The sequence below is a fragment of the Pseudomonas sp. UBA6315 genome (assembly GCF_002438125.1).
GTDB classification, from domain to species: Bacteria; Pseudomonadota; Gammaproteobacteria; order Pseudomonadales; family Pseudomonadaceae; genus Aquipseudomonas; species Aquipseudomonas faucium.
Map to the genome: position 1 here is coordinate 1 of NZ_DJTF01000098.1, position 25101 is coordinate 25101.

Here is a 25101-nt window from a genome sequence, read left to right on the forward strand (position 1 = left end):
GGTTTCTACAGCCTCTGGCTGAAGCGCAAATCGGTGCACGGCACCTTGGTCGGCAGCCTGTCCGGTGCCATGCCTCCGGTGATCGGCTACTGCGCCGTGAGCAACAGCTTCGACCTGGCTGCAGTGACCCTGCTGGTGATGTTCAGCCTGTGGCAGATGCCGCACAGCTTCGCCATCGCGATCTTCCGCTTCAAGGATTACAGCGCTGCCAACATTCCGGTCCTGCCGGTGGCGCGCGGCATCCTCGCGGCGAAGAAGCAGATCGTGCTGTACGTGCTGGCCTTCGTGCTCGCCACCCTGATGCTCACCCTCGGCGGTTACGCCGGCCTCGGCTACCTGGCCGTGGCAGCTGCCATGGGCCTGTACTGGCTGTACATGGCCTGGGGCGGCTACAAGGCCGAGGACGACAGCAAGTGGGCGCGCAAGGTGTTCGGCTTCTCCATCCTCACCGTCACTGCCCTGAGCGTGATGATGTCGGTGGACAGCCAGACTGCCGCGGACGTGCTGATGACGTACGCGCGCTGATACAGCCGCCTGTTACAGGAAAAACCCCGGCCCATGTGCCGGGGTTTTTTTATGCCTGCGGTTCGTGCTTCCCGCTGAACCGGCTGCCGGCCCTGGCGCTAGCCTGCGCAACCCAACCCTTCGAGGACTGCAGGCATGAGTGTGTTGAACGTGTACTTCTGTGGCACCGGCGCCACCGCCGGCGATGTCAGCAACCGTGACTACTGGAATGGCGAGCTGGTTTCGGTGCTGGCCTTCAATGACCAGGGCCGGGAGCTGGCCCACAAGATCGTGGTGGATGGCCCCGGCAGCGGCAACCTGCAGGACGACAACCTGTTCGTCGACGACAACGACCATGGCACGGCGATGGGCGCGTTGCTGGGCAGCGGCTGGCAGGAGAACGTCCAGCATGCGTTGCAGGTCATCAAGGGCCAGAGCCTGTGGCAGCGAGGCCAGCGCACCCAGGCCGAGTATCAGCGGCTCAAGGACGCCGGCGTGCCGATTGCCGATGCCAAGGGTACTGGCAACTGGTTTCGCGAGCGCTACGACTATGGCGTGCGCGAGATCACCCCGCAGGCGTTGCAGGAGCAGATCATCAAGCAGTTTCGCAAGCCGCTGTTGCCTGAGCAGGTCAACCTGATCGGCTGGAGCCGCGGTGGCATCAGCTGCCACATGCTGGCCAATGCCATGGCGCAGGACCAAGCCCTGCGGCACATCCCGGTGAACATCCTGGCCATCGACCCGGTGCCGGGGGTGCTGAACATGCAGAAGGAGCGCGTGGCGCTGGCGGGCAACGTCAAGGAGTATGTCGCTTTCTATGCCCGCGATGAGCGCTCCCGAGGTTTTGCCTGCGTGGTGCCGGAGGTGGCGGCGGGCACGCACATGAGCATCTACCCGATACCTGGGCGCCACGCCACGCTGGTGGGCAATGCCTCGCCGACGGGGGAGGGCTGCGGTGAGGCGTGCAAGGCGCCTGGGCTGATCGTGCGGCATCTGGCCGAGGTTTGCCTGACGCGGTGGGGCGTCAGCCTCGACAAGCGCCTGCAGCTCGATGACAAGCAGCTGATGGCTCACCACCAGGCGCTGCACGCTGACGAGGCGCTGTACCTGGGCATGCGCAGCAAGTCCTACACCTATCTGAGCGAAGGGCAAGGCAGCGAGCGCAAGGTCCATCATGGCCTCGAGAGCAAGGCGTTCAGCCAGGTGGCTGGAGGCCACATGGACCCGTGCGAGGGCTTGGGTTTGCAGCGGTGGGACGTAAACACGTACAAAGCGCTGCGTTGAGGCTACTTACTGAAAATCCTGAAGATTCGAATAAATGGTCTGAAAAGGTATAAGTAAATAGGAAAATTTCCTTTGCATATAAACTGCGGCGGCATTATCTTCTGATTCGGCCGCCGCAGCGGCCAGCGTCGCTCGGACGGTTCCGGGCGCTTACGTCAGTAGAGAAAACCATGGCAAACCCAGGTTCACCGCGCCGCTTCGCGCGTATCGATCGTCTCCCGCCCTACGTCTTCAACATCACTGCCGAGCTCAAGATGGCTGCCCGCCGCCGTGGCGAGGACATCATCGACCTGAGCATGGGCAACCCCGACGGCGCCACGCCCCCGCACATCGTCGAGAAGCTGGTGCAGGTCGCCCAGCGTGAAGACACCCATGGCTATTCCACCTCGCGCGGCATCCCGCGCCTGCGCCGGGCCATTTCCAACTGGTACAAGGAGCGCTACGAGGTCGATATCGACCCGGAAAGCGAAGCCATCGTCACCATTGGCTCCAAGGAAGGCCTGGCGCACCTGATGCTCGCCACCCTCGACCAAGGCGACACCGTGCTGGTGCCCAACCCCAGCTACCCGATCCACATCTACGGCGCAGTGATTGCCGGCGCCCAGGTGCGCTCCGTGCCGCTGGTGCCTGGCGTCGATTTTTTCAACGAGCTGGAGCGGGCGATCCGCGAGTCGATCCCCAAGCCGAAGATGATGATCCTCGGTTTCCCGTCCAACCCGACCGCCCAGTGCGTCGAGCTGGATTTCTTCGAGCGCGTGGTGGCCCTGGCCAAGCAGTACGATGTGCTGGTGGTGCATGACCTGGCCTACGCCGACATCGTCTACGACGGCTGGAAAGCCCCCTCGATCATGCAGGTGCCCGGCGCCAAGGACATCGCGGTGGAGTTCTTCACCCTGTCCAAGAGCTACAACATGGCCGGCTGGCGAATCGGCTTCATGGTCGGCAACCCCGAGCTGGTCAGCGCCCTGGCGCGGATCAAGAGCTACCACGACTACGGCACCTTCACCCCGCTGCAGGTGGCGGCCATCGCGGCGCTCGAAGGTGACCAGCAATGCGTGCGCGACATCGCCGAGCAGTACCGCCAGCGCCGCAACCTGCTGGTCAAGGGGCTGCACGAGCTGGGCTGGATGGTGGAAAACCCCAAGGCGTCGATGTACGTGTGGGCCAAGATCCCGGAGCAGTATGCCCACCTGGGCTCGCTGGAGTTTGCCAAGAAGCTGTTGGCCGAGGCCAAGGTCTGCGTGTCGCCGGGTATCGGGTTTGGCGACTATGGCGACGACCATGTGCGCTTCGCCCTGATCGAGAACCAGGACCGCATTCGCCAGGCGATTCGCGGCATCCGGCAGATGTTCCGGGCTGACGGCCTGGTTCGCAAGTAACGCCAAGTCAGGGGTCGCGCAGCGGCCCCTGATGCTGTCGGATCGACGGCGAACTATTTTTCTTCGCCCCTCTTCTCAGCCGACCTGGCTTCGATTACAAATGGCGCCGCGGGCATCGCCCCGATAACAACAACCTTCCCCCCCGTGCCATCATGTCCGAATACAACCCTTGCCTTGACTGCGGCGCCTGCTGCGGGTATTTCCGTGTGTCCTTCTTCTGGGGCGAATGCCAGTCTGCCGGCGGCCTCGTGCCTGACGACCTGGTGGTGCAGATCAACCCGACCCGGGTGGCGATGATCGGCACCGACGCCAAACCCTGCCGCTGCGTGAGCCTGCAGGGCGAGATCGGCAAAGAGGTGGCGTGCACCATCTACGCCAACCGCTCCAGCCCATGCCGGGAGTTCGAGGCGTCGTGGGAGGGTGGGGTGCACAACCCCAGCTGCGACGATGCGCGGGCGGCCTATGGCCTGCCACTTTTGACCCCGCCGGGGGCCAACGAGCCGCATTGGCCGGATGACGGGGCCGAGGTGGCCTGATCGGGCTGCTCGAAGGGGGCACATGACGGTAGACTGTCCGCTTCCCAGCAATGGACAGGAGATCCGGCGTGACCCCACCCCGCAGTTTCCCCAGCGACCTCTGCCTCGACAGCCCGCGGCTGCAGCTTCGGCCCATGCGCCATGCCGACGCCGCGCAATGGCTGGCGATCATGGCCGACCCCGAGGTCATGCGCTATTGGCACCACGCGCCCTGGCACAACCTGGCCGAGGCCGAAAGCGCCCTGGCCGCCGACCGTGAGGCCTACGCCAACGGCGACCAGCTCAAGCTGGGCATGTACCGCCGTGACAACGGCGAGCTGATCGGCATGGTCCAGCTGTTCAACATCGACGACGTCTCGCGCCGCGGCGAGATCGGCTATTGCCTGGCCAGTGCGGTGCAGGGCCGGGGCTACATGGACGAAGCGCTGACCTGCTTCATCGACTACCTCGCTCACACCCTGCACATGCGCCGCCTGGAAGGCGAGATCGACCCACGCAACCAGGGTTCGGCGCGTACCCTCGAACGCCAGGGCTTCGTGCTTGAAGGCACCTTGCGCGCGCGCTGGTGCGTGGCCGGCGAGTTGTCCGATTCGGGCCTCTATGGCTTGCTGCTCGAGCCGCCTGTGGCATGACGGCGTACTACCTGGCCTGCACCCTCGCCCTGTATCTGCTTGCCCTGTGCTTCGACGGCGCGCTGATGAGTGCCGGCGGGCACATGCCGGCCTTGCAGATGCTGCTGTACGGGCCATGGGGCGTGCCGTTCGGGCTGTTCCAATGGTTCGCCAACCCGCTGCTGGCCCTGGCCATCCTTGCCCATCGGCGTTTTCGACGCCTGGCGCTGGTGGCCGGGCTGGCGGCGTTGTACCTGGCGGCCAGCAGCTTTGGCATCGAGCGGCTGCCGGATAACATCAGCTATGCGTTCCAGGAGCGCACCGGCTTTGGTGCAGGCTTCTACCTGTGGCTGGCGTCCATGGCGGTGTTCTGCGCAGGGCAGGCCTGGCATTGCTGGAAGGCGCGCAGCCGCGCCGAGATGCCGGGGTGGCACTGGCTGGAGGTGGCGTTGATCGCCGCGCTGGCGGTCACCCTGTATGCCGCCACGCAGATGCCGTCGCTGCGCTTCGAGCCGGGCAAGGTGCTGATGCCGCCGCAGCAGTTGCAAGCGTTCTAGGGAGGATGGTCATGAACAAGCAGTATCTGATGGGGCTGGCCCTGGCCACGTGCACGTCACTGGCGCTGGCTGATGACAACTCGCCGGCCTATGGCCAGTGCATGGACAAGGCGTCCAGCACGGTTGCCATGAGCGGGTGCATCCAGGCCGAGACCCAGCTGCAGGATGGGCGGCTGAACCGCGTCTACAAGCAGTTGATGGGCAGGTTGGATAGCACGCAGCAGAAGAGCCTGCGTGAGGTGCAACGCCAATGGGTCGGCTATCGGGATGCCAACTGCAGGTTCCATGTGCAGGCCAGTGGCGGCACCCTGGCTCAGCTGGAAGGTGGCATGTGCGTGCTGGACATGACCCGGGAGCGGGCGGCGGAGCTGGAGCGGGTGCTCAGCCCCGGGCAGTGATGCTATGTGGGCTGGCCCTATCGCCGGCAAGCCGGCTCCCACAGGTACAGTGCAGGCCTTGAGCTGTGCGCTATCCCTGTGGGAGCCGGCTTGCCGGCGATTTGGGCCGCACAGCGGCCCTTAGCGATTACGCGCCTTGAGGTACTCGCGCACTTCCAGCGCATCGCCGGCAAACTCGATCCGCTCAGCCTTGGCATCGCGCTGGTAGGCATACATCGGGTCGTAGTATTCCTTCAGCAACCCCTCGATCCAGCCCCTGTGCAAGTCCACCGCACCGCTGCGCGCCTGTTCTTCCAGGGCCTGGCGCAGCAGTTCGTGCAAGCGCTGGAAGCGCTCGCCACCCAGGCGCTTGTGGATATTGGCCATGCTTTGCAACAGCCGCTCGGCATACAGCCGGCGGCCATCCTGCTCGCCATGCACGGCGATGAACTCGGCGCACAGGTTGGTCACGTAGTCGCGCAGGATGCGTTCCACGCGGTTCTCGAAGCTGTCTTCCAGCCACACCAGCGGGTAGCGCTGCATGCCCTGGTACAGCCCCAGAGGCACCGCGCAGCTGCCGACGATGCGCCCTTCATCCTCGAGCACGAACTGTTCGATGCCGCGGGCGCGCTTTTTCAGCACGTCGATCGCCAGCTTGTTCTCGAAGTCGATCTGCGCCGGCTGCGCGGTGGCGCGCTTGCCGAAGCTGGAGCCGCGGTGGTTGGCATGGCCTTCGAGGTCGATGACGTTGTTCAGCTGGTGCAGCACATCGGTCTTGCCGGTGCCGGTCAGGCCGCCCACCAGCACGAAATCGCACTGCTCGACCGCCTGCTGCGTGGTCTCCAGGAGGAAGGTGCGCAGCGCCTTGTAGCCGCCCTTGATGCGCGGGTAGGCGATGCCGGCCTCATCGCGCAGCCATTGCTGGACGATCAGCGAGCGCAGGCCGCCGCGCGCGCAGTACAGGTAGCCGTTGGGGTGCGCCTTGGCGAAACTGGCCCAGGCATGCAGGCGCTCGTGCTTGGTGGCGCCGCTGACCAGCTGGTGGCCGAGGGTGATGGCGGCGGCCTGGCCTTGCTGCTTGTAGCAAGTACCGACCTTGTGCCGCTCCTGGTCGGTCATCAGCGGCAGGTTGACGGCGCCGGGGAAGGCGCCTTTGACGAACTCGATGGGCGCGCGCATGTCCATCAGCGGCGCGTCATCGAGGAACAGCTGGCGAAAGTCGGTGCAGTCGGGGCGCATCAGCTCACCTCGACCGCGTGGCTCTGTCGCTCCACCAGCTTGCCGATCGGTGCCAGTTGCAGGCCCAGTTCGCCCGCCAGGGCGAGAAACTCGGCTTCACCTTCAGGGCTCACGGCAACCAGCAGGCCACCGCTGGTCTGCGGGTCGCACAGCAGGTGCTTCTGCTCGTCGCTCAACTGGCCGATCTTGTGGCCGTAGCTTTCGAAGTTGCGCAGTGTGCCACCTGGGATGCAGCCCTCGGCCAGGTAATGCTCGACGCTTGGCAGGCGCGGCACTGCGGCGTAGTCCAGCAGTGCGGTCAGGCCGCTGCCTTCGGCCAGTTCGACCAGGTGGCCGAGCAGGCCGAAGCCGGTGACGTCGGTCATCGCCTTGACCCCATCGAGCTTGCCAAAGCGGCTGCCCGGGGTATTGAGCGTGCACATCCAGTCGCGGGCCAGGCCCTGGTCCTGCTCGCGCAGCTTGGCCTTTTTCTCGGCGGTGGTGAGGATGCCGATGCCCAGGGGCTTGGTCAGGTACAGGCGGCAACCTGCGGTGGCGGTGTCGTTGCGCTTGAGGTGGCGTTTGCTGACCACGCCGGTCACGGCCAGGCCGAAGATCGGCTCGGGGGCGTCGATGGAATGGCCGCCGGCCAGGGGGATGCCGGCCTCGGCGCAGACGGCGCGGCCACCGCGGATGACTTCGCGGGCTACCTCGGGCGGCAGCACGTTGACCGGCCAGCCGAGGATGGCGATGGCCATTAGCGGGTCGCCGCCCATGGCGTAGATGTCGCTGATGGCGTTGGTCGCGGCGATGCGGCCGAAGTCATACGGGTCGTCGACGATGGGCATGAAGAAATCGGTGGTGGACACCACGCCGCGCTCGTCATCCAGGGCGTAGACCGCAGCGTCGTCGCGCGAGGCATTGCCGACCCAGAGTTTCGGGTCCAGGGCCTGGGCGCCGCTCTCGGCCAGGATCACATCCAGCACCTTGGGGGAAATCTTGCATCCGCAGCCGGCACCATGGCTGTACTGGGTCAGGCGAATCGGCTCGCTCATACGCACCTCAGGGATCAAATTGTTGCGCGATTGTAGCAAAGCTGGCCTTTGCGCCTGCGGCTCTTATACTTCCCACGGTCGGCAGGTTGCCGCAATTTCCCCGCTATCGACCCGGAGAACCCCCATGCTCAAACGCCCCCTGGCGCTCGCCGCCGGCCTCGTGCTGTCCTGCTGTGCCGTTGTCGCCCAGGCCGCTGATACCTTGCGGGTCAGTGCCATCCCCGACGAGGCGCCGACCGAACTGCTGCGCAAGTTCAAGCCATTGGGCGAGTACCTGTCCAAGCAGCTGGGCATGGAAGTGAAGTTCGTGCCGGTGGCCGATTACCCGGCCGTGGTCGAATCGCTGGCCAGCGACCGCCTGGACCTGGCCTGGCTGGGTGGCTTCACCTTCGTCCAGGTGCACCTGAAAGACCCGACCGCCACGCCGCTGGTGCAGCGTGAGCAGGATGCCCAGTTCACCTCCAAGTTCATCACCGCCAACCCGGACGTGAAGAGCCTGGCCGACCTCAAGGGCAAGTCGTTCGCCTTCGGTTCGATCTCCTCCACCTCCGGCAGCCTGATGCCGCGCTACTTCATGCTCAAGGAAAACGACATCAAGCCCGAGAGCTACTTCAGCCGCGTGGCCTATTCCGGCGCCCATGACGCCACCGTGGCCTGGGTGCAGGCGGGCAAGGTCGATGGCGGCGTGCTCAATGCCAGCGTCTGGCAGAAGCTGGTCGATGCCGGCAAGGTCGACACCAGCAAGGTCAAGGTCTTCGCCACCACCCCGGCCTACTACGACTACAACTGGACCGTGCGCGGCAACATGGACCCGGCGCTCAAGGAGAAGATCAAGCAAGCCTTCCTCGACCTCGACCCGGCCAACCCCGAGCACAAGGCGATTCTCGACCTGCAGGCGGCCAGCCGCTTCATCGAGACCAAGCCGGAGAACTACCAGGGCACCGAGCAAGCGGCACGTGAGGCTGGCCTGCTCAAGTGACCATTCATGTACACGGCGCCGGCCTGCGCCATGGCCAGGTCCGCGCGCTCGATGCGGTGAGCCTGCGCATCGACAAGGGTGAGCGGGTGGCGATCATCGGCCCCTCGGGGGCTGGCAAGTCCAGCCTGCTGCACCTGATGGCCACGGCTGTGCAGCCCAGCAGCGGGCACCTGGAATTGTTCGGCGAGCAGCCCTGGGCGCTGTCTGCCGGCGCCCGCCAGCGTTTGCGGGCGAGGGTTGGCCTGGTGCACCAGGCCCCGCCCTTGCCACCGCGCCAGCGGGTGGTGACGGCGGTGCTGGCCGGCCGGCTGGGGCAGTGGGGCACGCTGCGTGGCCTGTTCAACCTGATCTACCCCACCGATGTGCCGGGCGCGCGCCGAGTGCTGGCGGAGCTGGGCCTGGCCGACAAGCTGTTCGTCCAGTGCGGGCAGTTGTCGGGTGGCCAGCTGCAACGGGTCGGCATCGCCCGGGCCTTGTACCAGCGCCCCGAGGTGCTGCTGACTGACGAGCCAGTCTCGGCCATGGACCCGGTGCTGGCCGAACACAGCCTGGCGCTGCTCAACCGCCATGCCCAGGCCAATGGCGTCACCCTGGTCGCTAGCCTGCATGCGGTCGAACTGGCCCTGGCCCACTTCCCGCGGGTGATCGGCATTCGTGAGGGCCGGGTGATGTTCGACTGTGCGGCCGGCGCGGTGAGCGAGCAGATGCTCGATGCCCTTTACGCCAACGAGCATCTGGCTTCGCCGGTGGTCCAGGGGGCGACCCTGACCGTGCAGATCCCCCGATGCTGAAGGCCGATAGCCGCGACCCGGCGCTGCTGCCGCGGTTGCTGATCACAGTGCTTGCCCTGGCCGTGTTGTGGCCCGGCTTGCAATTGAGCGAACTGAACCCTGGGGTATTGCTGCAGGCGGAAAACCGCCAGCAGATCGCCAGCTTCACCCGTGCCTTCTGGCCTCCGGCCCATGACGCCGAGTTTCTCGAACTGCTGTACACCTCCACTTTGCAGACCCTCGCCGTAGCTACGGCGGGCATGGCCTTGGCGCTGCTGCTGGCGGTGCCGACCAGCCTTTTGGCCAGCCGTGCCTTGTCGCTGCGTGCGGCATCGCGAGGCGGCCGTGCCGGTGGGGTATCGCGCCTGGTGCGGATGCCGGTGCGCGGTTTGCTGATCTTTCTGCGCAGCGTGCCGGAAATCGTCTGGGCACTGCTGTTCGTCCGCGCCGTGGGCCTGGGGCCGACGGCAGGCGTGCTGGCCATCGCCATCACCTACAGCGGCATGCTCGGCAAGGTCTATGCGGAAATCTACGAATCGGTCGACCAGTGCCCCGCGCACGCCTTGTTGCAGGCCGGCAGTGGGCGCTTGGCGGCGTTTTGCTACGGCATCCTGCCCAGTGCAGTGGCGGAGCTGGTGTCGTACACCGTATATCGCTGGGAGTGTGCGGTGCGGGCGTCGGTGGTGATGGGCTTTGTCGGCGCGGGTGGGCTGGGGCAGCAGATCGATCTGTCGATGCGCATGTTTGCCGGCGGTGAGGTGGCGAGCATGCTGCTGGCCTTCTTCGGCCTGGTGCTGCTGGCTGACCTGCTGAGCCGCTTCCTGCGCGGGAGGCTGGCATGAATCGGTTGGTCAATCTGCTGGTCGTCGGTGCCATCGTCGCGGCGGTGGTGGCCTCGTTCGGTTATCTGCAACTGGACCTGCACGCGCTGGTGGGTGATGGCGGCCTGGGGCAGATGGGCGAGTATGCTCGGCGTTTCCTGCACCCGGACTTATCCACAGAGCATTTGCGTGCGGTGGGACATGGCGCGCTGGAAACCCTGGCCATGTCGGGGCTGGGCACGTTGCTGGCGATGGTGCTGGGCATGCTCCTGGCGTTGCCGGCAGCCGGGCGCTTCGGCTGGCCGCTGCAGTCGGCGGCGCGCTTGCTGCTCAATGCCTTGCGCGCCATCCCTGAGCTAGTGTGGGCGGCGCTGACGGTGCTGGCTGCGGGCTTGGGCCCCAATGCCGGCACCCTGGCCCTGGCCCTGCACACGGCAGGGGTGTTGGGGCGGTTGTTCGCCGAGGCGCTGGAGAATGCGCCGGCCGAGCCGGCTGCGGCGATCCGCCTGCAGGGGGGCGGGCAGGTGGCGGCGTTCTGCTTCGGCACCTTGCCCAATCTATGGCCGCAATTGCTGGCCTATAGCTTGTATCGCTGGGAGAACAACATTCGCATGGCCAGCGTGCTGGGCTTTGTCGGCGCCGGGGGGCTGGGGCAGATGCTCTATACCACCCTGAGCCTGTTCCAGGAGGCGCAGGCCAGCACGGTGATCCTGGCGATGCTGGTGCTGGTGCTTCTGGTGGATGCCTTCAGTGATGTGCTGCGCCAGCGCTATGTGCGCGCGTGAGCGCTGGGCTGCATCAGCTCCCCGCATTGCGCCTCGCGCTGCATCGACTCCAGGTTGCGCTCGATGGTCTCGCAGATGCTGTCCATCTGGATCTGGTGTTCGCTGAAGCGAAACGGGCTCTGCAAGTCGGTGCCGATGCGCTCGATCGCCAGCAGCATGAACCCGACCACCGTCGATGCCAGCGGCGTGAACCACTCCAGCGACTCGACCAGCCCCACCGGCACGATCAGGCAGAACAGCGTGATGAACAGCCGCGGAAAGTACACGTAAGGGTAGGGCAGCGGCGTGTTGGCGATGCGCTCCATGCCGCCCTGGGCATTGGACAGGTCCACCAGCGTCGACTCCAGTCGCGCCAGGCGAATGCTGTCCAGGCGCCCGGCCTGGTATTCGCGCGCCAGCAGGGCCGCCGAGCCACCGAGAATGTCGTTGGCAAAATTGTTCGAACGGTTGCGCCGCTCGAATTCGGCCGGTGGGATGAACGCCATCAGCTCATCCGGGCAAGGCTCGCCCTTGAGGTGTGCGGCCAGGCAGTTGACGTAGGCGATATGCCGGCGCAGCAGCGTGGCCTTGACCGGGTTCAGGCCGTCCTGCGGGTCGTCGATCAGCGTCAGTGTCTGCCGGGCGAAGCTGCGCGAACTGTTCACCAGCGCCCCCCATAACGTGCGCGCTTCCCACCAGCGGTTGTAGGCGCTGCTGTTGCGAAAGCTCACCAGCACCACCAGCGCCGAACCCAGCAAGGTCAGCGGGATCAGCGGCAGGGTGAACTTGCTGTTGAAGAACAGCATGAAATCGATGGTGACCAGCACGTCCCAGATCAGCAGCCAGAATAGCGACCAGCCGATGTAGCCGAAGGTCTTCACCACCAGGCGGTACTTGCGGGCGATGATGTCTTTCACGCGGGAGACCTCGATGCAGGGGCAATGGAGGTTCCGACGTCGTGGGGTGGAGAAGGTTCGGTGCTGGATGTTGCAAGAGATTTTGTCGGCAGGTTGGCGTGGAAAAAGCTTACGTCGATAAGAGATGCGGGCGAGTTTCTACCGCGGGGGAACATCATCAGAGTGGAAGCACTTCCAAATCTTGATAATTCGTATCCATGTGGATACGATTGGGGTGTCCACATGATGTGTGTCGAGCAAACCGAGAGTTTCGCCCGCTGGTTGGCTGGCTTGAAAGATCTCAGGGCCAGATTGGCTGTAGGCCGTAGGATCGAGCGAGCGACGATGGGGAATCTTGGTGATTTCAAAGCACTTGGGGGAGGTCTCAGTGAACTTCGCGTTGACGTTGCAGCTGGGTACCGGGTCTATTTCACACGCAGGGAAAACCGGTTGATTGTGTTGCTTGTCGGAGGCGACAAGTCCTCTCAGGTGGCCGACATCCTGAAGGCCAGAAAGCTGGCGAAGGAGCTCGAATGAACGTAAAACTCATTCCTTTTGACATGGCAACATTGCTCGATAGCGAAGAAGCTATAAGCGAGTACCTGAGCCAGGTTTTGATTGATGGCGATACGGATGAAATCATCCGCGCGCTCGGTCATATCGCACGGGCGCGTGGAATGTCGCAGATTGCAGCCCAGAGTGGTTTGGGTAGAGAGAGCCTTTACAAGGCCCTCACGCCGGGAGCAAAACCGCGTTTTGATACTGTACTGAAGGTCATTCGCGCGCTCGGCATCGATCTATGCGCCCAGCCTCACATGGTTTCGCGCTGATGCTTCAGCGCACCCCAGATCAGGGCTTGGCCGCCACCGCCACATACCCCTTGACCGCAGCCGGCGCGCCGCTTGGCTTGGCTTTGTGCGCCAGGTACTGAAAGCGTCGCCATTCCTTGTCGATTTCGCTGTACGACATGAACACGCTGACGCGCGCCTTGTCGGCAAGATCAGGCCGGTTGCGGCTGTCGATCTCATCCTTGGGGATGAACGCCACGTTGATTCCAACGACCTTGCCGTCCTCGGCGAACAGCGGCCCACCGGACATGCCCTTGACCATCGGCCCGTCATGCACGGAGTAGAAGACGCTGCCAGGCGTGCCTTCCAGGCGCACCAGCGAATCCAGGGTCCGGCCCTTGCCCTGCACCGGCATCATCAGGCTGTTGAAGCCGACCGCGGTCACCGGTTCACCCGGTACGTACTGGCGCCAATGCGGCACCTGGGTGGCCTTGTGCTTGAAGAACACCACGTCACCGAGGCCCTCATGGACCACGTTGCGCAGGAAGGGCGTGTGTTTGGCAGTTACGGCGTAGTCCTCGTTCCACTGGATGGCGCTGGCCATCAGCAGCATCGGCAGCGGGGCGCCGGAGGTGACTACGAAAGCCTGGTCGTAGACGGGGTCCGAGACATAGGCGGTCGGCATTCCATTGCACCCACTCAGCAGCATCATTGCTGCCACACAGGGCGCGGTCGATTTCATTGGTCGGTACAAGGTTGAGAAATTGGGGGTGCAAATATGGCTAAGAGCCATCACGCCGGCAATACTTTATGTGTATACCCGACGAGTGACATCTTAAGTAGTAGGTCTGCTGATGGCCAATAGATTGCAGCCATGGCGCGCGGGGGCGGGGTCGTAGGGGTGGCGTCAAGCAAGCAGCCTAATGAGCCTGCTGGTCTTCTTTCAGATTTGGGCAAGGCGGATGCGACGGGATGTGCCGGATATTCACGTTCGCGCAGTGAAATGGCTGGAGGCTAAGGAACCGGACAGGCAGTGGAGATCATTATCGGAGCCAAATCTCCAGTGATACAGGTAGCGGGACCCGCTCATGACGCTGCGTTCATGAGCGGGAAACATTAAGGGCGCTGGCAGCCTTTGGTGTATTGCTTGGCACCATTGGAGTATTCATAAATTATGCAGGATACGACGCTGCCAGATTCATTTTCAGCCTGCCATACACTTACCCCTCCACCGCTTTCGGCATGAATCAAACCAGATGAGTAAGGCTGATTGTCAAGCGCGAAGGTCTTATATTGATTGTCATCGAGAGATGCCAAGTCGAAATTAAATGACAGTGATTTGCCATCATCTGTTGAGAACACAACATTGGCTACGCCCTTGTTAACGCGTATATAGGTTGCAAACTGAATGCTGATAGAACGAAGTGTGGCAGGTTCTTTCAGGTGCGCTTTGTCGAATCGCAAGCTTATCGGTTCAGATGTTGAAAGTGGTGTGCTGGGGAAGACTTTAACTGCTGCGAGCTTCTGTGGCTCGTCGCCAAGGAAATAGCGAGATATTAGCAGCGAGCTAGTAGCATAAGTTGAAAAAATAAACAGGCCGATGAGGAGTCCAATGTTTAAATATTGGATTAAACTGTATTTCAAGTTTGCTTGGGTGCCTATTGAGTAAGCAAATAGAAGTGCTGGTATAAGCAGGTATCGACCTTGAACGCCCTGAATTATTTCGGCTGGGTGCTGTAGCGAGTTCCACTGGATGAGCAGTGCTACAAAGGTTAAAACAATAGATGCAATGCCGCACGCTATCAAAAGCGCGCGGTAGACATTGGCGTGTTTAATCAACTTGGTGCATATCGAGAGTACAGAGATGGCTGTGATGAGTACGTATATTGCCTGGTAGGTTGGCAGGGGTAGCTTGCTATCAAGCCATCCCAGGATTCCAACAAAGGACTCGCGGTAAAAAACTTGAAGCGTAGGGTCGCTAAACGTTCTGTACAGTACTTTCGCAAGCTCAAACGGTTGTTTTATATAATAGGATGCAATGGTGGAGGCGGAGGGTGCCCCCTGCATCGTAATATTGGTAGTCAGCTTTATTGAGATGAGTAGCCATGTCAGTACAAATACTGTGCAGGCTAATCCTGTCGCTAAAGCCTTTTTGTCCTTTGTATAAAAATAGGATGCAAATACCAAAATGAAAAGAGGCATCGCGTGAGCGCGGCTTGAAGTGACGATGAGGACGCAGCCAATTAATACATAGATTAAATATTTTTTAGCGTGCTGCTTGTCCAGTGCTATCCTTGAGAAGCAGGAAATTGCGAGTATGAAGAGTGCCGTTGATATTCCATCTATTGTGGCGGATGAAAATTGGAATAAGCTCATCGGCAGCACCAACAGTGCTGCAACTATGATGGGCGGGCGATAGATTTTAAAGGCCCATGCCAGTATCAATGAGGAAGTAAAAAGGACGAAAAAGCGAGCTGTTTTATACGACGCATCAACCGTCCATCCTAAAGCTTCACCCAATGCAAGCCCGACGGCTTGGGGTAAATAAATAATAGGGAAATAATATCCCGTGCCTGTGGGCGTATCGAACTCCTTTGTTCCAGACCATCGTAGATTGCTGGCTTCATCTAACTGTTCTTGCGATACTTTTTGATCGGGTTTCCCACTGAGAGCAGAGAAGGCGCGCAGGTAGTTACGTAAACCTGAGTCAATCATGCCACCTGATGAACTTCCCTCCGGGGTTTCCAGCATGAGCTGCCCTTTACTCAACAGGTATATCCTTTCCAGATGCGAGCTTTCATCAGGGGATTGTAAAGGGGGGATCAGTATTGAAAGAAAAAAACAGACGAGAAACAACGAGACTGGGAAGATGACCCAGATTTTCTGGGAGATACTGAAGATCTGACTGTTTTTTTGTTCAATCGCTAAATTATGATTTGTCATCTAATTGTTCTCACGACTTCACGGCAACTATAATGCCGCCAATTATCAGTGCAACGCCCGCGAAGTATTGTGGCTGAAATCGCTCTCCAAAAACAAAATGACTGCCTATAGGTACTATCGCAAAAGCGAGAGCCATAAGTGGGTATATTTTCCCAAGGTCCGCCCGCTGCAACACGTAAACCCATAGGATTGTTGTCAAACCGTACAGTGCGAATGCAGAGAAAAGAATGGTTAGCGTCTGCGTGTCAAACCACGACCCTGATTTGCTCAGAGAAGAGGAACTCATTTTGAATAAAATTTGACCGGCTGCGATCCCGACTACGCAAATGATTGCTAGCAAGTACGTCACTTTAGACTCCTTCTCTTGTGAAATGGTCGCTTAGGAGTCGATGCTATATCGAAGCCAATAAACGCCAGCAATAGTTGAACGCCGAGTATGAGCGGAAGCGATGAGATCATCACCTTGCCCGCTGTGGCGGGTGTCCCATTCTGTATGGATTCGATCCAACCCGAAGCGCCATACGCTAGACCGAATAAGATCAACAGAATTCCAATAGGCAGCTCAAATGATGCCAAGGACATGTCACGCAAGTAGTAGTTGTAGAAAATTCGCTTGCCAAAATTTCTCACGTGCTTTACGAAGAACTCGCCAACCACCTTGGAGATTTTCAGGTTGGATACTTCGTCCTCGTATTTTGCTTCCATTGGCATATCCAGTACTACTGCCCGCACTGTGTTAAGCCGGAATAATATATCTGTCTCAAAAAAATAACGCTTACTGATCTTGTCAAAAGGCAAGTGTTTGGCGACATCTGCATGTATGGCCGTGTAGCCATTGGTGGGGTCAAACAGGTCCCAGTACCCGGACGACATCTTTGTCATGAAAGAAAGGGCGGCATTTCCAAATAGGCGAATTCGTGGCATCGCTCTGACACTTTCCAGGTCGAAAAACCGGTTGCCTTTTGTATAGTCAGCATGGCCTGAAATTATTGGCTCGACGAAATAAGGAATCAGGCTAGGGTCCATTTGCCCATCACCGTCCACTTTGACGATAACGTCGATGCCCTCATCAATGGCTGCTCTGTAGCCAGACATGACTGCACCCCCCACGCCCTGGTTTTCCTCGTGGCGAATTACTCTTACGCGGGGGTCGGAGCAGTTCTCTTCAACAAAGTTACCTGATTTTTCAGGGCAAAGGTCATCAACGACATATATCCTCTCGACCTCATTTCCTATCCCGGAAATCACTTCAAGTATGTGTTTCTTGACCTTGTAGCTCGGGATGACTACCGCGATTCGTTTTTCGTCTTCCATGGAATAAGTCTCGCTTAATTAGTGGGTTAAATGCCCGCCTGTATTACTGCAGCCCAGCGTTAACCTTTCGTTTGAATGCTTCGCGCTGCTGGTCGGTCATGCCGTTTCGCAGTGCGTCTAGATAATCCGCGTACCACTGCATCATGTAGCGGCGCTGGGCCAGGTGCATGGCCTTGTCGTACACGCCGCTTACCCCCGGCTCTTTATGGGCTAGCTGTATTTCGATGTGGTTCTGTTCCCACCCATGCTCACGCAGCAGCGTACTTGCTGTGTGACGCGCCCCGTGCCCTACCAGCTTTCCTTTGTAGCCGATGAGGGCAAATACTTTATTTATTGTGTTTTCGCTGATTACTGCAGTTACCTGGCCGTTGCCGGGGAACAGATAGCGACTGCGTCCGGTCAGCTCTCGTAGTTCGTTCAGTGCCGTGACTGCCTGCGTGGGCAGTGGAATCAAGATGTCCCTATCCATCTTCATCTTGTCTGCTGAAACACTCCACACTGCTGCATCGAGGTTGAAGTCTACCCATTCCGACCACCTCGCCATACCGGGGCGTGACGCCGTCCAAAGGACGAGATGGGCGGCGGTTCGCGCGATAAGTCGGCTCGGTGAGCGCTGTAGGGCGCGCATGAACTCGGGCAGCTCATGCTCCAGCAGATGGGGGTATTGTTTTGTGGGCGGCGGCGGGGCGGCGATCTCCAGAAGTTCAGAGGCCGGGTTGTTTTCCATCATCCCCTTGGCAATAGCTTGACTGAAGACCTCTTTGAGCCAGCCGCGCACCTTCTTTGCGACATTGAATGCCTGGCGCGTCTCGATGCTGGCCATCAGATCTGCACAGTGCTGGCGGCTGACCTCACGCACCTGCATATCGCCCAGGGCGGGGAGGATGTCTTTGTCCAGGTAGGTGCGAATCTTGTCTAGGGTGGCTTGCGATTTTCCGTCAAGCTCCTTTTTATGAAGCCAGGCAGTGGCCACCGCACGAAAGGTGCTGGCGCTCGCTGCCTCCATGGCTTTCTTGACGGCCTGCTTGTGATTGCCTGGATCAACGCCACGCTCGATCATGTCCAGTGCTTCAGCCGCTTTCTCGCGGGCCCGCTTTGCGGAAAACTCCGGATAGCCGCCCAGGCCAAGCCAAGTCCACCCGCCATCACTCAATCGCTTGTAGCGAAACTCCCAGCGCTTCCGCCCGGTTGGTGACACCACGAAGTAGATACGATCGATGCCGTAGGTCTCGCGATACTCCTTTGCTTCAGGCTCAAGTGATGCCAGGACTGTGTCCGCTAGGGGGCGGCGCGTGATGTCGGTTCGCTTCACTTCTTGTATGGCCAAGTTCGTAGTTTTTGCGAACATACATCACGCCATACACGGGAACAAGGAACATGATGAAAGTAGGAAGGGGTAAGCAGAAACAGCAAAGCCGGCGCAGTGGCCGGCTTTGCTGTGAATCAGGTGCATGTTGGAACAACATGAAACCTTTGGATGGTGCCCCGAGGGAGACTCGAACTCCCACTCCTTTCGAAAACGGATTTTGAATCCGCCGCGTCTACCAATTCCGCCATCAGGGCTTGTGGCGCGCAGTATAGAGAGGTGCCTCTGGTCGGTCAATCGGCTTTCATGGTCAATTTTCACGCATTGGGCTAAACTTCCCGGCCCTGCCGAACCCGAACATCATCATGCGCGTCGCCGATTTTTCCTTCGAACTCCCCGATTCCCTGATCGCCCGCCACCCACTGGCCGAGCGCCATGGTAGCCGACTGCTGGTCCTCGATGGGCCGAGCGGCGCGCTGGCGCACAAGCAGTTCACCGACCTGCTCGACTTCCTGCGCCCCGGCGACCTGATGGTGTTCAACAACACCCGGGTGATCCCGGCGCGGCTGTTTGGCCAGAAAGCCTCCGGCGGCAAGCTGGAAGTGCTGGTCGAGCGCGTGCTCGACAGCCATCGCGTGCTTGCCCATGTGCGCGCCAGCAAGGCGCCCAAGGAGGGCGCGCTGATCCTCATCGACGGCGGTGGCGAGGCCGAAATGGTCGCGCGCCACGAGACGCTGTTCGAGCTGCGCTTCACCGAAGAGGTGCTGCCACTGCTCGAGCGCGTCGGCCACATGCCGCTGCCGCCCTACATCGACCGCCCCGACGAGGGCGCCGACCGTGAGCGCTACCAGACCGTCTACGCCGAGCGCGCCGGCGCCGTGGCTGCGCCCACTGCCGGCCTGCACTTCGACGAGGCGCTGCTCGAGAAGATCGCCGCCAAGGGCGTGGAACGCGCCTTCGTCACCCTGCACGTGGGCGCCGGCACCTTCCAGCCGGTGCGGGTCGACAAGATCGAAGACCACCACATGCACAAGGAATGGCTCGAAGTGAGCCAGGAGGTGGTCGATGCCATCGCCGCCTGCCGCGCTCGTGGCGGCCGGGTGATCGCGGTTGGCACCACCAGCGTGCGCTCGCTGGAGAGCGCGGCGCGCGATGGCGTGCTCAAGGCGTTCAGTGGCGACACCGACATCTTCATCTACCCGGGCCGGCCGTTCCATGTGGTCGATGCCCTGGTCACCAACTTCCACCTGCCGGAGTCCACGCTGCTGATGCTGGTCTCGGCCTTCGCCGGTTACCCCGAAACCATGGCTGCCTACGCGGCGGCGGTGGCAAACGGTTACCGCTTCTTCAGTTACGGTGATGCCATGTTCATCACCCGCAATCCGGCGCCGCGTGGCCCCGAGGATCAAGCATGAGTCGCACCTGTCGAATGTCCTTCGAACTGCTGGCCACCGACGGCAAGGCCCGTCGTGGCCGCCTGACCTTCCCCCGTGGCACGGTAGAAACCCCGGCGTTCATGCCGGTGGGCACCTATGGCACGGTCAAGGGCATGCTGCCGCGTGACATCGAGGCCATCGGTGCCGAGATCATCCTCGGCAACACCTTCCACCTGTGGCTGCGCCCGGGCACCGAGGTGATCAAGAAGCACAACGGCCTGCACGATTTCATGCAGTGGAAGGGCCCGATCCTGACCGACTCCGGTGGCTTCCAGGTGTTCAGCCTGGGCGCCATGCGCAAGATCAAGGAAGAGGGCGTGACCTTTGCCTCGCCGGTCGACGGCTCCAAGGTGTTCATGGGCCCGGAAGAGTCCATGCAGGTGCAGCGTGACCTGGGTTCGGACATCGTGATGATCTTCGACGAGTGCACGCCGTACCCGGCCGAGCACGACGTGGCGCGCACCTCCATGGAGCTGTCGCTGCGCTGGGCCCAGCGCTCGAAGAACGCCCACGGCGACAGCTCCGCGGCGCTGTTCGGCATCGTCCAGGGCGGCATGTACCAGGACCTGCGCATGCGTTCGCTGGAAGCGCTGGTCAACATCGACTTCGACGGCCTGGCGATCGGCGGCCTGTCGGTGGGCGAGCCCAAGCACGAGATGATCAAGGTGCTGGACTACCTGCCCGCGCAGATGCCCGCTGACAAACCTCGTTACCTTATGGGGGTAGGCAAACCGGAAGATCTCGTTGAGGGTGTGCGCCGCGGCGTCGACATGTTCGACTGCGTGATGCCTACGCGCAACGCGCGCAACGGCCACCTGTTCGTCGATACAGGGGTGATCAAGATCCGCAACGCGTTCCATCGCCATGATGATTCGCCGCTGGATCCGACCTGTGACTGCTACACCTGCAGCAACTTCTCCCGCGCTTATCTGCATCACCTGGACAAGTGTGGCGAAATGCTGAGCAGCATGCTGAATACCATCCACAACTTGCGCCATTACCAGCGCTTGATGGCCGGTTTACGCGAGGCTATTCAACAGGGTAAATTGGCCGCCTTTGTCGACGCCTTCTACGCCAAGCGCGGGCTGCCTGTGCCGCCTTTGGACTGACTGTTCGCATCCATTATTAGAAAATTACATTAGGAGTGCCCAATGAGCTTCTTGATCCCCGCCGCCTACGCGGACGCAGCAGCACCCGCCGCCGGCCCAGCCGGTACCGGCTTCGAGTGGATTTTCCTGGTCGGTTTCCTGGTCATCTTCTACCTGATGATCTGGCGCCCGCAGGCCAAGCGTGCCAAAGAGCAGAAAAACCTGCTGAGCAACTTGCAAAAAGGTGACGAAGTTGTGACCAACGGCGGCATCGCCGGCAAGATCGTCAAGGTTTCCGACGATTTCGTGGTTCTGGAAGTATCCGACACCGTCGAGCTGAAGTTCCAGAAGGGCGCCATTGCCGCGACCCTGCCAAAAGGTACGCTCAAGGCTATCTGAGTTACCGGTTTTTCTTTCCAGTCGGGGCGCGCAACGCGCCCCGCGTCTTGAACGGGCGGCGTGATGCTGAACAAATACCCTCTGTGGAAATACGCACTGATCGTGTTGGTACTGGCGATCGGTTTTATTTATTCCGCTCCCAACCTCTACCCGGATGACCCTGCGGTGCAGATCAGCGGTGCCAGCTCGGCGCTGCATGTGAGCCAGGCCGAACTCGATCGCGTCACCAAGGCGCTGAGCGATGCCGGCATCACCGTCAAGGGCGCGAGCCTGGGCGAGAAGGGCAGCGGGCTGGTACGCCTGACCAACCAGGAAGACCAGCTGCCAGCCAAGGATGTAGTGCGCAAGGCACTGGGCGATGATTACGTCGTGGCCCTGAACCTGGCACAGACCACCCCGCAATGGCTGCGTAACCTGGGTGCAAGCCCGATGAAGCTGGGCCTGGACCTGTCCGGTGGTGTGCACTTCCTGCTGGAAGTGGACATGGACAAGGCCATGAGCGCCCGCATGAAAGTCTACGAAGGCGAGGTCAAGACCTTGCTGCGCAAAGAGCGCATCCGCTACCGCAGCCTGCCTCAGCAGGATGGCGGCATCATGCTGGGCTTCGCTGACGATGCTACCCGCGAACAGGCACGTGCCCTGATCCGCAAGAATTTCAATGATTTCGACCTGACCACCACCGAGCGCAACGATGTCGCCGTGCTGCGTCTGGCGCTGACCCAGGCGAAAGTCGCCGAGATCCGCGAATACTCGATCAAGCAGAACCTCACCACCGTGCGCAACCGGGTCAACGAGCTGGGCGTGGCCGAGCCGCTGGTCCAGCGCCAGGGCGCCAACCGCATCGTGGTCGAGCTGCCAGGCGTGCAGGACACTGCCGAGGCCAAGCGTATCCTCGGCAAGACCGCCAACCTGGAGTTCCGCTTCGGTGCCGAGCCAGGCGCGTCCAAGGCGACCACCGAGGTCTTCGAGTTCCGTGAGGGCGGCCGTTCCGCCCCGGTCGAGCGTGGCCTGATCATCACCGGTGACCAGGTCACCGACGCCCAGGCCAGCTTCGACGAGCACGGTCGCCCGCAAGTGAACATCCGCCTGGATGGCCACGGCGGCGAGCTGATGAGCCGCGCCACGCGCAGCAACGTCGGGCGCAGCATGGCGGTGATCTTCATCGAGCAGAAGCCGGTCACCCGCTACGTCAAGCAGACCGTCGACGGCGTCGAGAAGGAAGTGCCGGTACAGAGCTTCCAGGAAGAGAAGAAGATCATCAGCCTGGCGACCATTCAGTCGCCGCTGGGCAGCCAGTTCCGCATCACCGGCCTGAACGGCCAGGGCGAATCGTCTGAACTGGCCCTGCTGCTGCGTGCTGGTGGCCTGGCCGCGCCGATGTACTTCGCCGAAGAACGTACCATCGGCCCAAGCCTGGGTGCCGACAACATCACCAAGGGTGTCGATGCGTCGCTGTGGGGCATGCTGTTCGTCTCGCTGTTCATCATCGCCATCTACCGCGGCTTCGGCGTGATCGCCACCGTGGCCCTGGCCGGCAACATGGTGCTGCTGCTGGCACTGATGTCGCTGTTGGGCGCGACCCTGACCCTGCCGGGTATCGCCGGTATCGTGCTGACCATGGGTATGGCGGTGGACGCCAACGTGCTGATCTTCTCGCGTATCCGCGAGGAGCTCAAAGCCGGCATGTCGGTGCAGCGTGCCATTCACGAAGGTTTCAACCGCGCCTACACCGCGATCATCGACGCCAACCTGACCAGCCTGCTGGTCGGCGGCATCCTGTTCGCCATGGGCACCGGCCCGGTCAAGGGCTTTGCGGTTACCATGTCGCTCGGGATTTTCACCTCGATGTTCACCGCCGTCATGGTGACCCGTGCAATGGTCAACCTGACCTGCGGCGGGCGTGACATCAAGAAGCTGTGGGTTTGAGGGAGCTGCGATGAAAACCATCAATTTCATGGGCGTGCGCAATGTCGCGTTCGCCATTACCGTGCTCCTCACCGTGCTGGCGCTGTTCAGCTGGTGGCATAAAGGCCTCAACTTCGGCCTGGACTTCACCGGCGGTACGCTGATCGAGCTGACCTACGAGCGCCCGGCCGACCTGCAGACCGTGCGCAGCGAGCTGGTCAACTCCGGCTTCCATGAGGCCGTGGTGCAGAGCTTTGGCGCCACCACCGACCTGCTGGTGCGCATGCCGGGTGATGACCCGCAGCTGGGCAACAAGGTCGCTGCAGCCTTGCAGAAGATCGGCGGTGACAACCCGGCAACGCTCAAGCGCGTCGAGTTCGTCGGCCCGCAGGTGGGTGAAGAGCTGCGCGACCAGGGCGGCCTCGGCATGCTGCTGGCGCTGGGTGGCATCCTCATCTACCTGGCGTTCCGCTTCCAGTGGAAGTTCGCGGTTGGCGCCATCGTGTCGCTGATCCACGACGTGGTGGTGACCCTGGGTATCCTGTCGTTCTTCCAGATCACCTTCGACCTGACGGTGCTGGCGGCGGTGCTGGCGATCATCGGCTACTCGCTCAACGACACCATCGTCGTGTTCGACCGGGTGCGCGAGAACTTCCGGGTGATGCGCAAGGCTTCGCTGATCGAGAACATCAACGTCTCGACTACCCAGACCCTGCTGCGCACCATCGCCACCTCGGTTTCGACCTTGCTGGCGATCGCCGCGCTGCTGTTCTTCGGCGGTGACAACCTGTTCGGCTTCTCTCTGGCACTGTTCATCGGTGTCATGGCCGGTACCTACTCGTCGATCTACATCGCCAACGTGGTGTTGATCTGGCTGAACCTGAACAGCGAAGACCTGATCCCGCCTGCCAAGAACGAGGGAGTGGATGAGCGTCCATAAGGGCTGACTCCACGCCGTTCGGCGGTCAAAAAGGCGCGAGTGTTGAACTCGCGCCTTTTTTTTTGCTCCAAGGCAGGGAGAAGGCGGGCTGAGCCCCGCGGGTACGATCAGGAGGTTCAAGTGAACAAATCAATGCTGGTGGGTGCGGTACTGGGTGCTGTCGGTGTAACTGCCGGAGGTGCTGTGGCGACCTACAGCTTGGTGAACAAAGGGCCTGAATACGCCCAGGTCACCGACGTGCAGCCAATCAAGCAGCAGGTGAAGACACCGCGCGAGGTCTGCAAGGATGTCGCTGTGACCCGTCAGGCGCCGGTCAAGGACCAGCACCAGATCGCCGGTACCGTGGTGGGCGCCCTCGCTGGCGGCCTGCTGGGCAACCAGATCGGCGGCGGCACCGGCAAGAAGATCGCCACCGTGGCCGGTGCGGTCGGTGGTGGCTATGCGGGCAACAAGGTGCAGGAAGGCATGCAGCAGCGTGACACCTATACCACCACGCAAACCCGCTGCAACACGGTCAATGACATCAGCGAGAAAGTGGTGGGCTACAACGTCACCTATTCCATTGGTGAGCAGGTGGGCCGCGTGAAAATGGACCGTGAGCCGGGTTCGACCATTCCGCTGGACAAGAATGGCAAGCTGATCCTCAGCGAAGCTGGGCAGTGATTTGTACCGGCCTCATCGCGGTTTCATCCGCGATGAGGTCAGCACATGAAATCGCAGGCACAAAAAAAGCACCCCAAGAGGTGCTTTTTTTTGTGCCTGCAATCTGCGCTTAGCGCTTCATGTGCTCGGGCAGGTGCGGCTGGATAGCGGTCAGCACGGCCTTGAAGCACTTGATGTTGCCCGCGACGATGTGGCCCTTGTCGAGGAAGTCGTGGCCACCGTTGAAGTCGCTCACCAGGCCGCCCGCTTCCTGGATCAGCAGCACGCCTGCAGCCATGTCCCACTCGGACAGGCCCGACTCCCAGAAGGCGTCGAAACGGCCGGCGGCGACGTAGGCCAGGTCCAGGCTGGCGGAACCGGCGCGGCGGATGCCGGCGGTCTGGCCAGTCAGGGCGCGGAACATGCCCAGGTAGTTGTCCATGTCGGCCATCTGGTTGTCACGGAACGGGAAACCGGTGCCCAGCAGGGCGCCGTCCAGGCTGGTGCGCGAGCTGACGCGCAGGCGACGGCCATTGAGCTGGGCACCACGGCCACGGCTGGCGGTGAATTCTTCCTGGCGTACCGGGTC

General features: G+C 61.4%; 28 protein-coding genes and 1 tRNA gene. 19 read left to right on the forward strand and 10 right to left on the reverse strand.

From position 1 onward, the window contains the following. The 7 genes from B3E94_RS12725 to B3E94_RS12755 all read left to right on the forward strand — a co-directional run. Positions 1 to 525 (forward strand): UbiA family prenyltransferase (locus B3E94_RS12725; protein ID WP_286913770.1); only part of this gene is annotated, 525 nt, incomplete at its 5' end. A gap of 135 nt (positions 526 to 660) precedes the next feature. Beyond that, positions 661 to 1788, forward strand: a complete 1128-nt coding sequence (locus B3E94_RS12730; protein WP_286913771.1) for a hypothetical protein — start codon at positions 661 to 663, stop codon at positions 1786 to 1788. 170 nt (positions 1789 to 1958) lie between these two features. Beyond that, complete coding sequence (alaC, locus tag B3E94_RS12735) at positions 1959 to 3167, forward strand: alanine transaminase (protein ID WP_176515297.1); 1209 nt, start codon at positions 1959 to 1961, stop codon at positions 3165 to 3167. 152 nt (positions 3168 to 3319) lie between these two features. Then, complete coding sequence (locus B3E94_RS12740; protein ID WP_286913773.1) at positions 3320 to 3703, forward strand: YkgJ family cysteine cluster protein; 384 nt, start codon at positions 3320 to 3322, stop codon at positions 3701 to 3703. Between the two features lie 68 nt (positions 3704 to 3771). Next, positions 3772 to 4335: a GNAT family N-acetyltransferase gene (locus tag B3E94_RS12745; protein ID WP_176515299.1), complete on the forward strand. Its 564-nt coding sequence runs from the start codon at positions 3772 to 3774 to the stop codon at positions 4333 to 4335. After that, complete coding sequence (locus tag B3E94_RS12750) at positions 4332 to 4871, forward strand: hypothetical protein (RefSeq protein WP_286913774.1); 540 nt, start codon at positions 4332 to 4334, stop codon at positions 4869 to 4871. The genes B3E94_RS12745 and B3E94_RS12750 overlap by 4 nt, the downstream gene beginning before the upstream one ends. Before the next feature lie 11 nt (positions 4872 to 4882). Further along, positions 4883 to 5269 (forward strand): lysozyme inhibitor LprI family protein, encoded by a 387-nt coding sequence (locus B3E94_RS12755; protein ID WP_286913775.1) that lies wholly within the window; start codon positions 4883 to 4885, stop codon positions 5267 to 5269. Positions 5270 to 5389: 120 nt separating this feature from the next. On the opposite strand, the gene mnmH is transcribed toward B3E94_RS12755, so the two are convergent. Further along, positions 5390 to 6487 (reverse strand): tRNA 2-selenouridine(34) synthase MnmH, encoded by a 1098-nt coding sequence (mnmH, locus tag B3E94_RS12760; RefSeq protein ID WP_286913776.1) that lies wholly within the window; start codon positions 6485 to 6487, stop codon positions 5390 to 5392. Continuing rightward, on the reverse strand, positions 6487 to 7521 hold the full coding sequence (selD, locus tag B3E94_RS12765; protein WP_176515305.1) for a selenide, water dikinase SelD: 1035 nt from the start codon (positions 7519 to 7521) through the stop codon (positions 6487 to 6489). The genes mnmH and selD overlap by 1 nt, the downstream gene beginning before the upstream one ends. A gap of 124 nt (positions 7522 to 7645) precedes the next feature. Here selD and B3E94_RS12770 point away from each other — a divergent pair, with 124 nt between their 5' ends. From B3E94_RS12770 to phnE, 4 genes are read left to right on the forward strand one after another with little or no spacing between them, the layout of a single operon-like run. Continuing rightward, positions 7646 to 8500, forward strand: a complete 855-nt coding sequence (locus B3E94_RS12770) for a putative selenate ABC transporter substrate-binding protein (RefSeq protein ID WP_176515306.1) — start codon at positions 7646 to 7648, stop codon at positions 8498 to 8500. After that, positions 8497 to 9291: a phosphonate ABC transporter ATP-binding protein gene (locus B3E94_RS12775; RefSeq protein ID WP_286913777.1), complete on the forward strand. Its 795-nt coding sequence runs from the start codon at positions 8497 to 8499 to the stop codon at positions 9289 to 9291. The genes B3E94_RS12770 and B3E94_RS12775 overlap by 4 nt, the downstream gene beginning before the upstream one ends. Next, complete coding sequence (locus B3E94_RS12780; RefSeq protein WP_286913778.1) at positions 9285 to 10112, forward strand: PhnE/PtxC family ABC transporter permease; 828 nt, start codon at positions 9285 to 9287, stop codon at positions 10110 to 10112. Before B3E94_RS12775 ends, B3E94_RS12780 begins: the two co-directional genes overlap by 7 nt. Beyond that, a complete protein-coding gene (gene phnE, locus B3E94_RS12785; protein WP_286913779.1) occupies positions 10109 to 10876 on the forward strand; it encodes a phosphonate ABC transporter, permease protein PhnE in 768 nt (255 codons plus the stop codon). The genes B3E94_RS12780 and phnE overlap by 4 nt, the downstream gene beginning before the upstream one ends. On the opposite strand, the gene B3E94_RS12790 is transcribed toward phnE, so the two are convergent. Further along, the gene (locus tag B3E94_RS12790; RefSeq protein WP_286913780.1) at positions 10861 to 11772 is read right to left on the reverse strand and encodes a bestrophin family protein; all 912 of its coding nucleotides are present in this window, start codon (positions 11770 to 11772) and stop codon (positions 10861 to 10863) included. The genes phnE and B3E94_RS12790 overlap by 16 nt on opposite strands. Positions 11773 to 11994: 222 nt before the next feature. Here B3E94_RS12790 and B3E94_RS12795 point away from each other — a divergent pair, with 222 nt between their 5' ends. Together B3E94_RS12795 and B3E94_RS12800 are read left to right on the forward strand one after the other, a co-directional pair. Then, positions 11995 to 12288, forward strand: a complete 294-nt coding sequence (locus B3E94_RS12795; protein WP_286913789.1) for a type II toxin-antitoxin system RelE/ParE family toxin — start codon at positions 11995 to 11997, stop codon at positions 12286 to 12288. Beyond that, positions 12285 to 12581 carry an addiction module antidote protein gene (locus B3E94_RS12800; protein WP_286913781.1) on the forward strand — a complete coding sequence of 99 codons (297 nt, stop codon included), beginning with the start codon at positions 12285 to 12287 and terminating at the stop codon, positions 12579 to 12581. Before B3E94_RS12795 ends, B3E94_RS12800 begins: the two co-directional genes overlap by 4 nt. Positions 12582 to 12600: 19 nt before the next feature. On the opposite strand, the gene B3E94_RS12805 is transcribed toward B3E94_RS12800, so the two are convergent. The 6 genes from B3E94_RS12805 to B3E94_RS12825 form a co-directional block, all read right to left on the reverse strand. Beyond that, a complete protein-coding gene (locus tag B3E94_RS12805; protein ID WP_286913790.1) occupies positions 12601 to 13248 on the reverse strand; it encodes a trypsin-like peptidase domain-containing protein in 648 nt (215 codons plus the stop codon). Positions 13249 to 13655: 407 nt separating this feature from the next. Then, the gene (locus B3E94_RS12810; protein WP_286913783.1) at positions 13656 to 15482 is read right to left on the reverse strand and encodes a DUF2142 domain-containing protein; all 1827 of its coding nucleotides are present in this window, start codon (positions 15480 to 15482) and stop codon (positions 13656 to 13658) included. 10 nt (positions 15483 to 15492) lie between these two features. Beyond that, on the reverse strand, positions 15493 to 15768 hold the full coding sequence (locus B3E94_RS25440; protein ID WP_349681708.1) for an EamA family transporter: 276 nt from the start codon (positions 15766 to 15768) through the stop codon (positions 15493 to 15495). A 59-nt stretch (positions 15769 to 15827) separates the two neighbouring features. After that, on the reverse strand, positions 15828 to 16796 hold the full coding sequence (locus tag B3E94_RS12815; RefSeq protein ID WP_286913784.1) for a glycosyltransferase family 2 protein: 969 nt from the start codon (positions 16794 to 16796) through the stop codon (positions 15828 to 15830). A 43-nt stretch (positions 16797 to 16839) separates the two neighbouring features. Further along, a complete protein-coding gene (locus B3E94_RS12820; protein ID WP_409521258.1) occupies positions 16840 to 18108 on the reverse strand; it encodes a tyrosine-type recombinase/integrase in 1269 nt (422 codons plus the stop codon). Positions 18109 to 18274: 166 nt separating this feature from the next. Next, positions 18275 to 18359 (reverse strand) — tRNA-Leu (locus B3E94_RS12825). Positions 18360 to 18467: 108 nt separating this feature from the next. Here B3E94_RS12825 and queA point away from each other — a divergent pair. The 6 genes from queA (at position 18468) to B3E94_RS12855 (ending at position 24533) form a co-directional block, all read left to right on the forward strand. Then, on the forward strand, positions 18468 to 19517 hold the full coding sequence (gene queA / locus B3E94_RS12830; RefSeq protein ID WP_176515316.1) for a tRNA preQ1(34) S-adenosylmethionine ribosyltransferase-isomerase QueA: 1050 nt from the start codon (positions 18468 to 18470) through the stop codon (positions 19515 to 19517). A 14-nt stretch (positions 19518 to 19531) separates the two neighbouring features. Further along, positions 19532 to 20647 carry a tRNA guanosine(34) transglycosylase Tgt gene (gene tgt, locus B3E94_RS12835; protein ID WP_176515421.1) on the forward strand — a complete coding sequence of 372 codons (1116 nt, stop codon included), beginning with the start codon at positions 19532 to 19534 and terminating at the stop codon, positions 20645 to 20647. A 42-nt stretch (positions 20648 to 20689) separates the two neighbouring features. Continuing rightward, positions 20690 to 21025 (forward strand): preprotein translocase subunit YajC, encoded by a 336-nt coding sequence (yajC, locus tag B3E94_RS12840; RefSeq protein ID WP_008092587.1) that lies wholly within the window; start codon positions 20690 to 20692, stop codon positions 21023 to 21025. Between the two features lie 63 nt (positions 21026 to 21088). Next, positions 21089 to 22951, forward strand: a complete 1863-nt coding sequence (secD, locus tag B3E94_RS12845) for a protein translocase subunit SecD (protein ID WP_176515318.1) — start codon at positions 21089 to 21091, stop codon at positions 22949 to 22951. Positions 22952 to 22961: 10 nt separating this feature from the next. Continuing rightward, the gene (secF, locus tag B3E94_RS12850; RefSeq protein ID WP_176515320.1) at positions 22962 to 23870 is read left to right on the forward strand and encodes a protein translocase subunit SecF; all 909 of its coding nucleotides are present in this window, start codon (positions 22962 to 22964) and stop codon (positions 23868 to 23870) included. A 120-nt stretch (positions 23871 to 23990) separates the two neighbouring features. Further along, entirely contained in the window at positions 23991 to 24533 is a 543-nt protein-coding gene (locus tag B3E94_RS12855; protein ID WP_286913787.1) for a glycine zipper 2TM domain-containing protein, read from the forward strand. 109 nt (positions 24534 to 24642) lie between these two features. On the opposite strand, the gene B3E94_RS12860 is transcribed toward B3E94_RS12855, so the two are convergent. After that, positions 24643 to 25101, reverse strand: a 459-nt coding sequence (locus tag B3E94_RS12860) for an inositol monophosphatase family protein (RefSeq protein ID WP_286913788.1), incomplete at its 5' end; no start/stop codon positions are given.

What these genes read in the sequence shown, in the direction of transcription:
- B3E94_RS12805 (WP_286913790.1), bottom strand. Translation starts at nt 13,248, where the DNA reads ATGCTGCTGAGTGGGTGCAATGGAATGCCGACCGCCTATGTCTCGGAC.
- phnE (WP_286913779.1), top strand. Translation starts at nt 10,109, where the DNA reads ATGAATCGGTTGGTCAATCTGCTGGTCGTCGGTGCCATCGTCGCGGCG.
- selD (WP_176515305.1), bottom strand. Translation starts at nt 7,521, where the DNA reads ATGAGCGAGCCGATTCGCCTGACCCAGTACAGCCATGGTGCCGGCTGC.
- secF (WP_176515320.1), top strand. Translation starts at nt 22,962, where the DNA reads ATGAAAACCATCAATTTCATGGGCGTGCGCAATGTCGCGTTCGCCATT.
- alaC (WP_176515297.1), top strand. Translation starts at nt 1,959, where the DNA reads ATGGCAAACCCAGGTTCACCGCGCCGCTTCGCGCGTATCGATCGTCTC.
- B3E94_RS12770 (WP_176515306.1), top strand. Translation starts at nt 7,646, where the DNA reads ATGCTCAAACGCCCCCTGGCGCTCGCCGCCGGCCTCGTGCTGTCCTGC.
- tgt (WP_176515421.1), top strand. Translation starts at nt 19,532, where the DNA reads ATGTCCTTCGAACTGCTGGCCACCGACGGCAAGGCCCGTCGTGGCCGC.
- B3E94_RS12755 (WP_286913775.1), top strand. Translation starts at nt 4,883, where the DNA reads ATGAACAAGCAGTATCTGATGGGGCTGGCCCTGGCCACGTGCACGTCA.
- B3E94_RS12800 (WP_286913781.1), top strand. Translation starts at nt 12,285, where the DNA reads ATGAACGTAAAACTCATTCCTTTTGACATGGCAACATTGCTCGATAGC.
- B3E94_RS12810 (WP_286913783.1), bottom strand. Translation starts at nt 15,482, where the DNA reads ATGACAAATCATAATTTAGCGATTGAACAAAAAAACAGTCAGATCTTC.
- yajC (WP_008092587.1), top strand. Translation starts at nt 20,690, where the DNA reads ATGAGCTTCTTGATCCCCGCCGCCTACGCGGACGCAGCAGCACCCGCC.
- B3E94_RS12730 (WP_286913771.1), top strand. Translation starts at nt 661, where the DNA reads ATGAGTGTGTTGAACGTGTACTTCTGTGGCACCGGCGCCACCGCCGGC.
- queA (WP_176515316.1), top strand. Translation starts at nt 18,468, where the DNA reads ATGCGCGTCGCCGATTTTTCCTTCGAACTCCCCGATTCCCTGATCGCC.
- B3E94_RS12750 (WP_286913774.1), top strand. Translation starts at nt 4,332, where the DNA reads ATGACGGCGTACTACCTGGCCTGCACCCTCGCCCTGTATCTGCTTGCC.
- B3E94_RS12740 (WP_286913773.1), top strand. Translation starts at nt 3,320, where the DNA reads ATGTCCGAATACAACCCTTGCCTTGACTGCGGCGCCTGCTGCGGGTAT.
- B3E94_RS25440 (WP_349681708.1), bottom strand. Translation starts at nt 15,768, where the DNA reads ATGAGTTCCTCTTCTCTGAGCAAATCAGGGTCGTGGTTTGACACGCAG.
- B3E94_RS12780 (WP_286913778.1), top strand. Translation starts at nt 9,285, where the DNA reads ATGCTGAAGGCCGATAGCCGCGACCCGGCGCTGCTGCCGCGGTTGCTG.
- B3E94_RS12815 (WP_286913784.1), bottom strand. Translation starts at nt 16,796, where the DNA reads ATGGAAGACGAAAAACGAATCGCGGTAGTCATCCCGAGCTACAAGGTC.
- secD (WP_176515318.1), top strand. Translation starts at nt 21,089, where the DNA reads ATGCTGAACAAATACCCTCTGTGGAAATACGCACTGATCGTGTTGGTA.
- mnmH (WP_286913776.1), bottom strand. Translation starts at nt 6,487, where the DNA reads ATGCGCCCCGACTGCACCGACTTTCGCCAGCTGTTCCTCGATGACGCG.
- B3E94_RS12795 (WP_286913789.1), top strand. Translation starts at nt 11,995, where the DNA reads ATGATGTGTGTCGAGCAAACCGAGAGTTTCGCCCGCTGGTTGGCTGGC.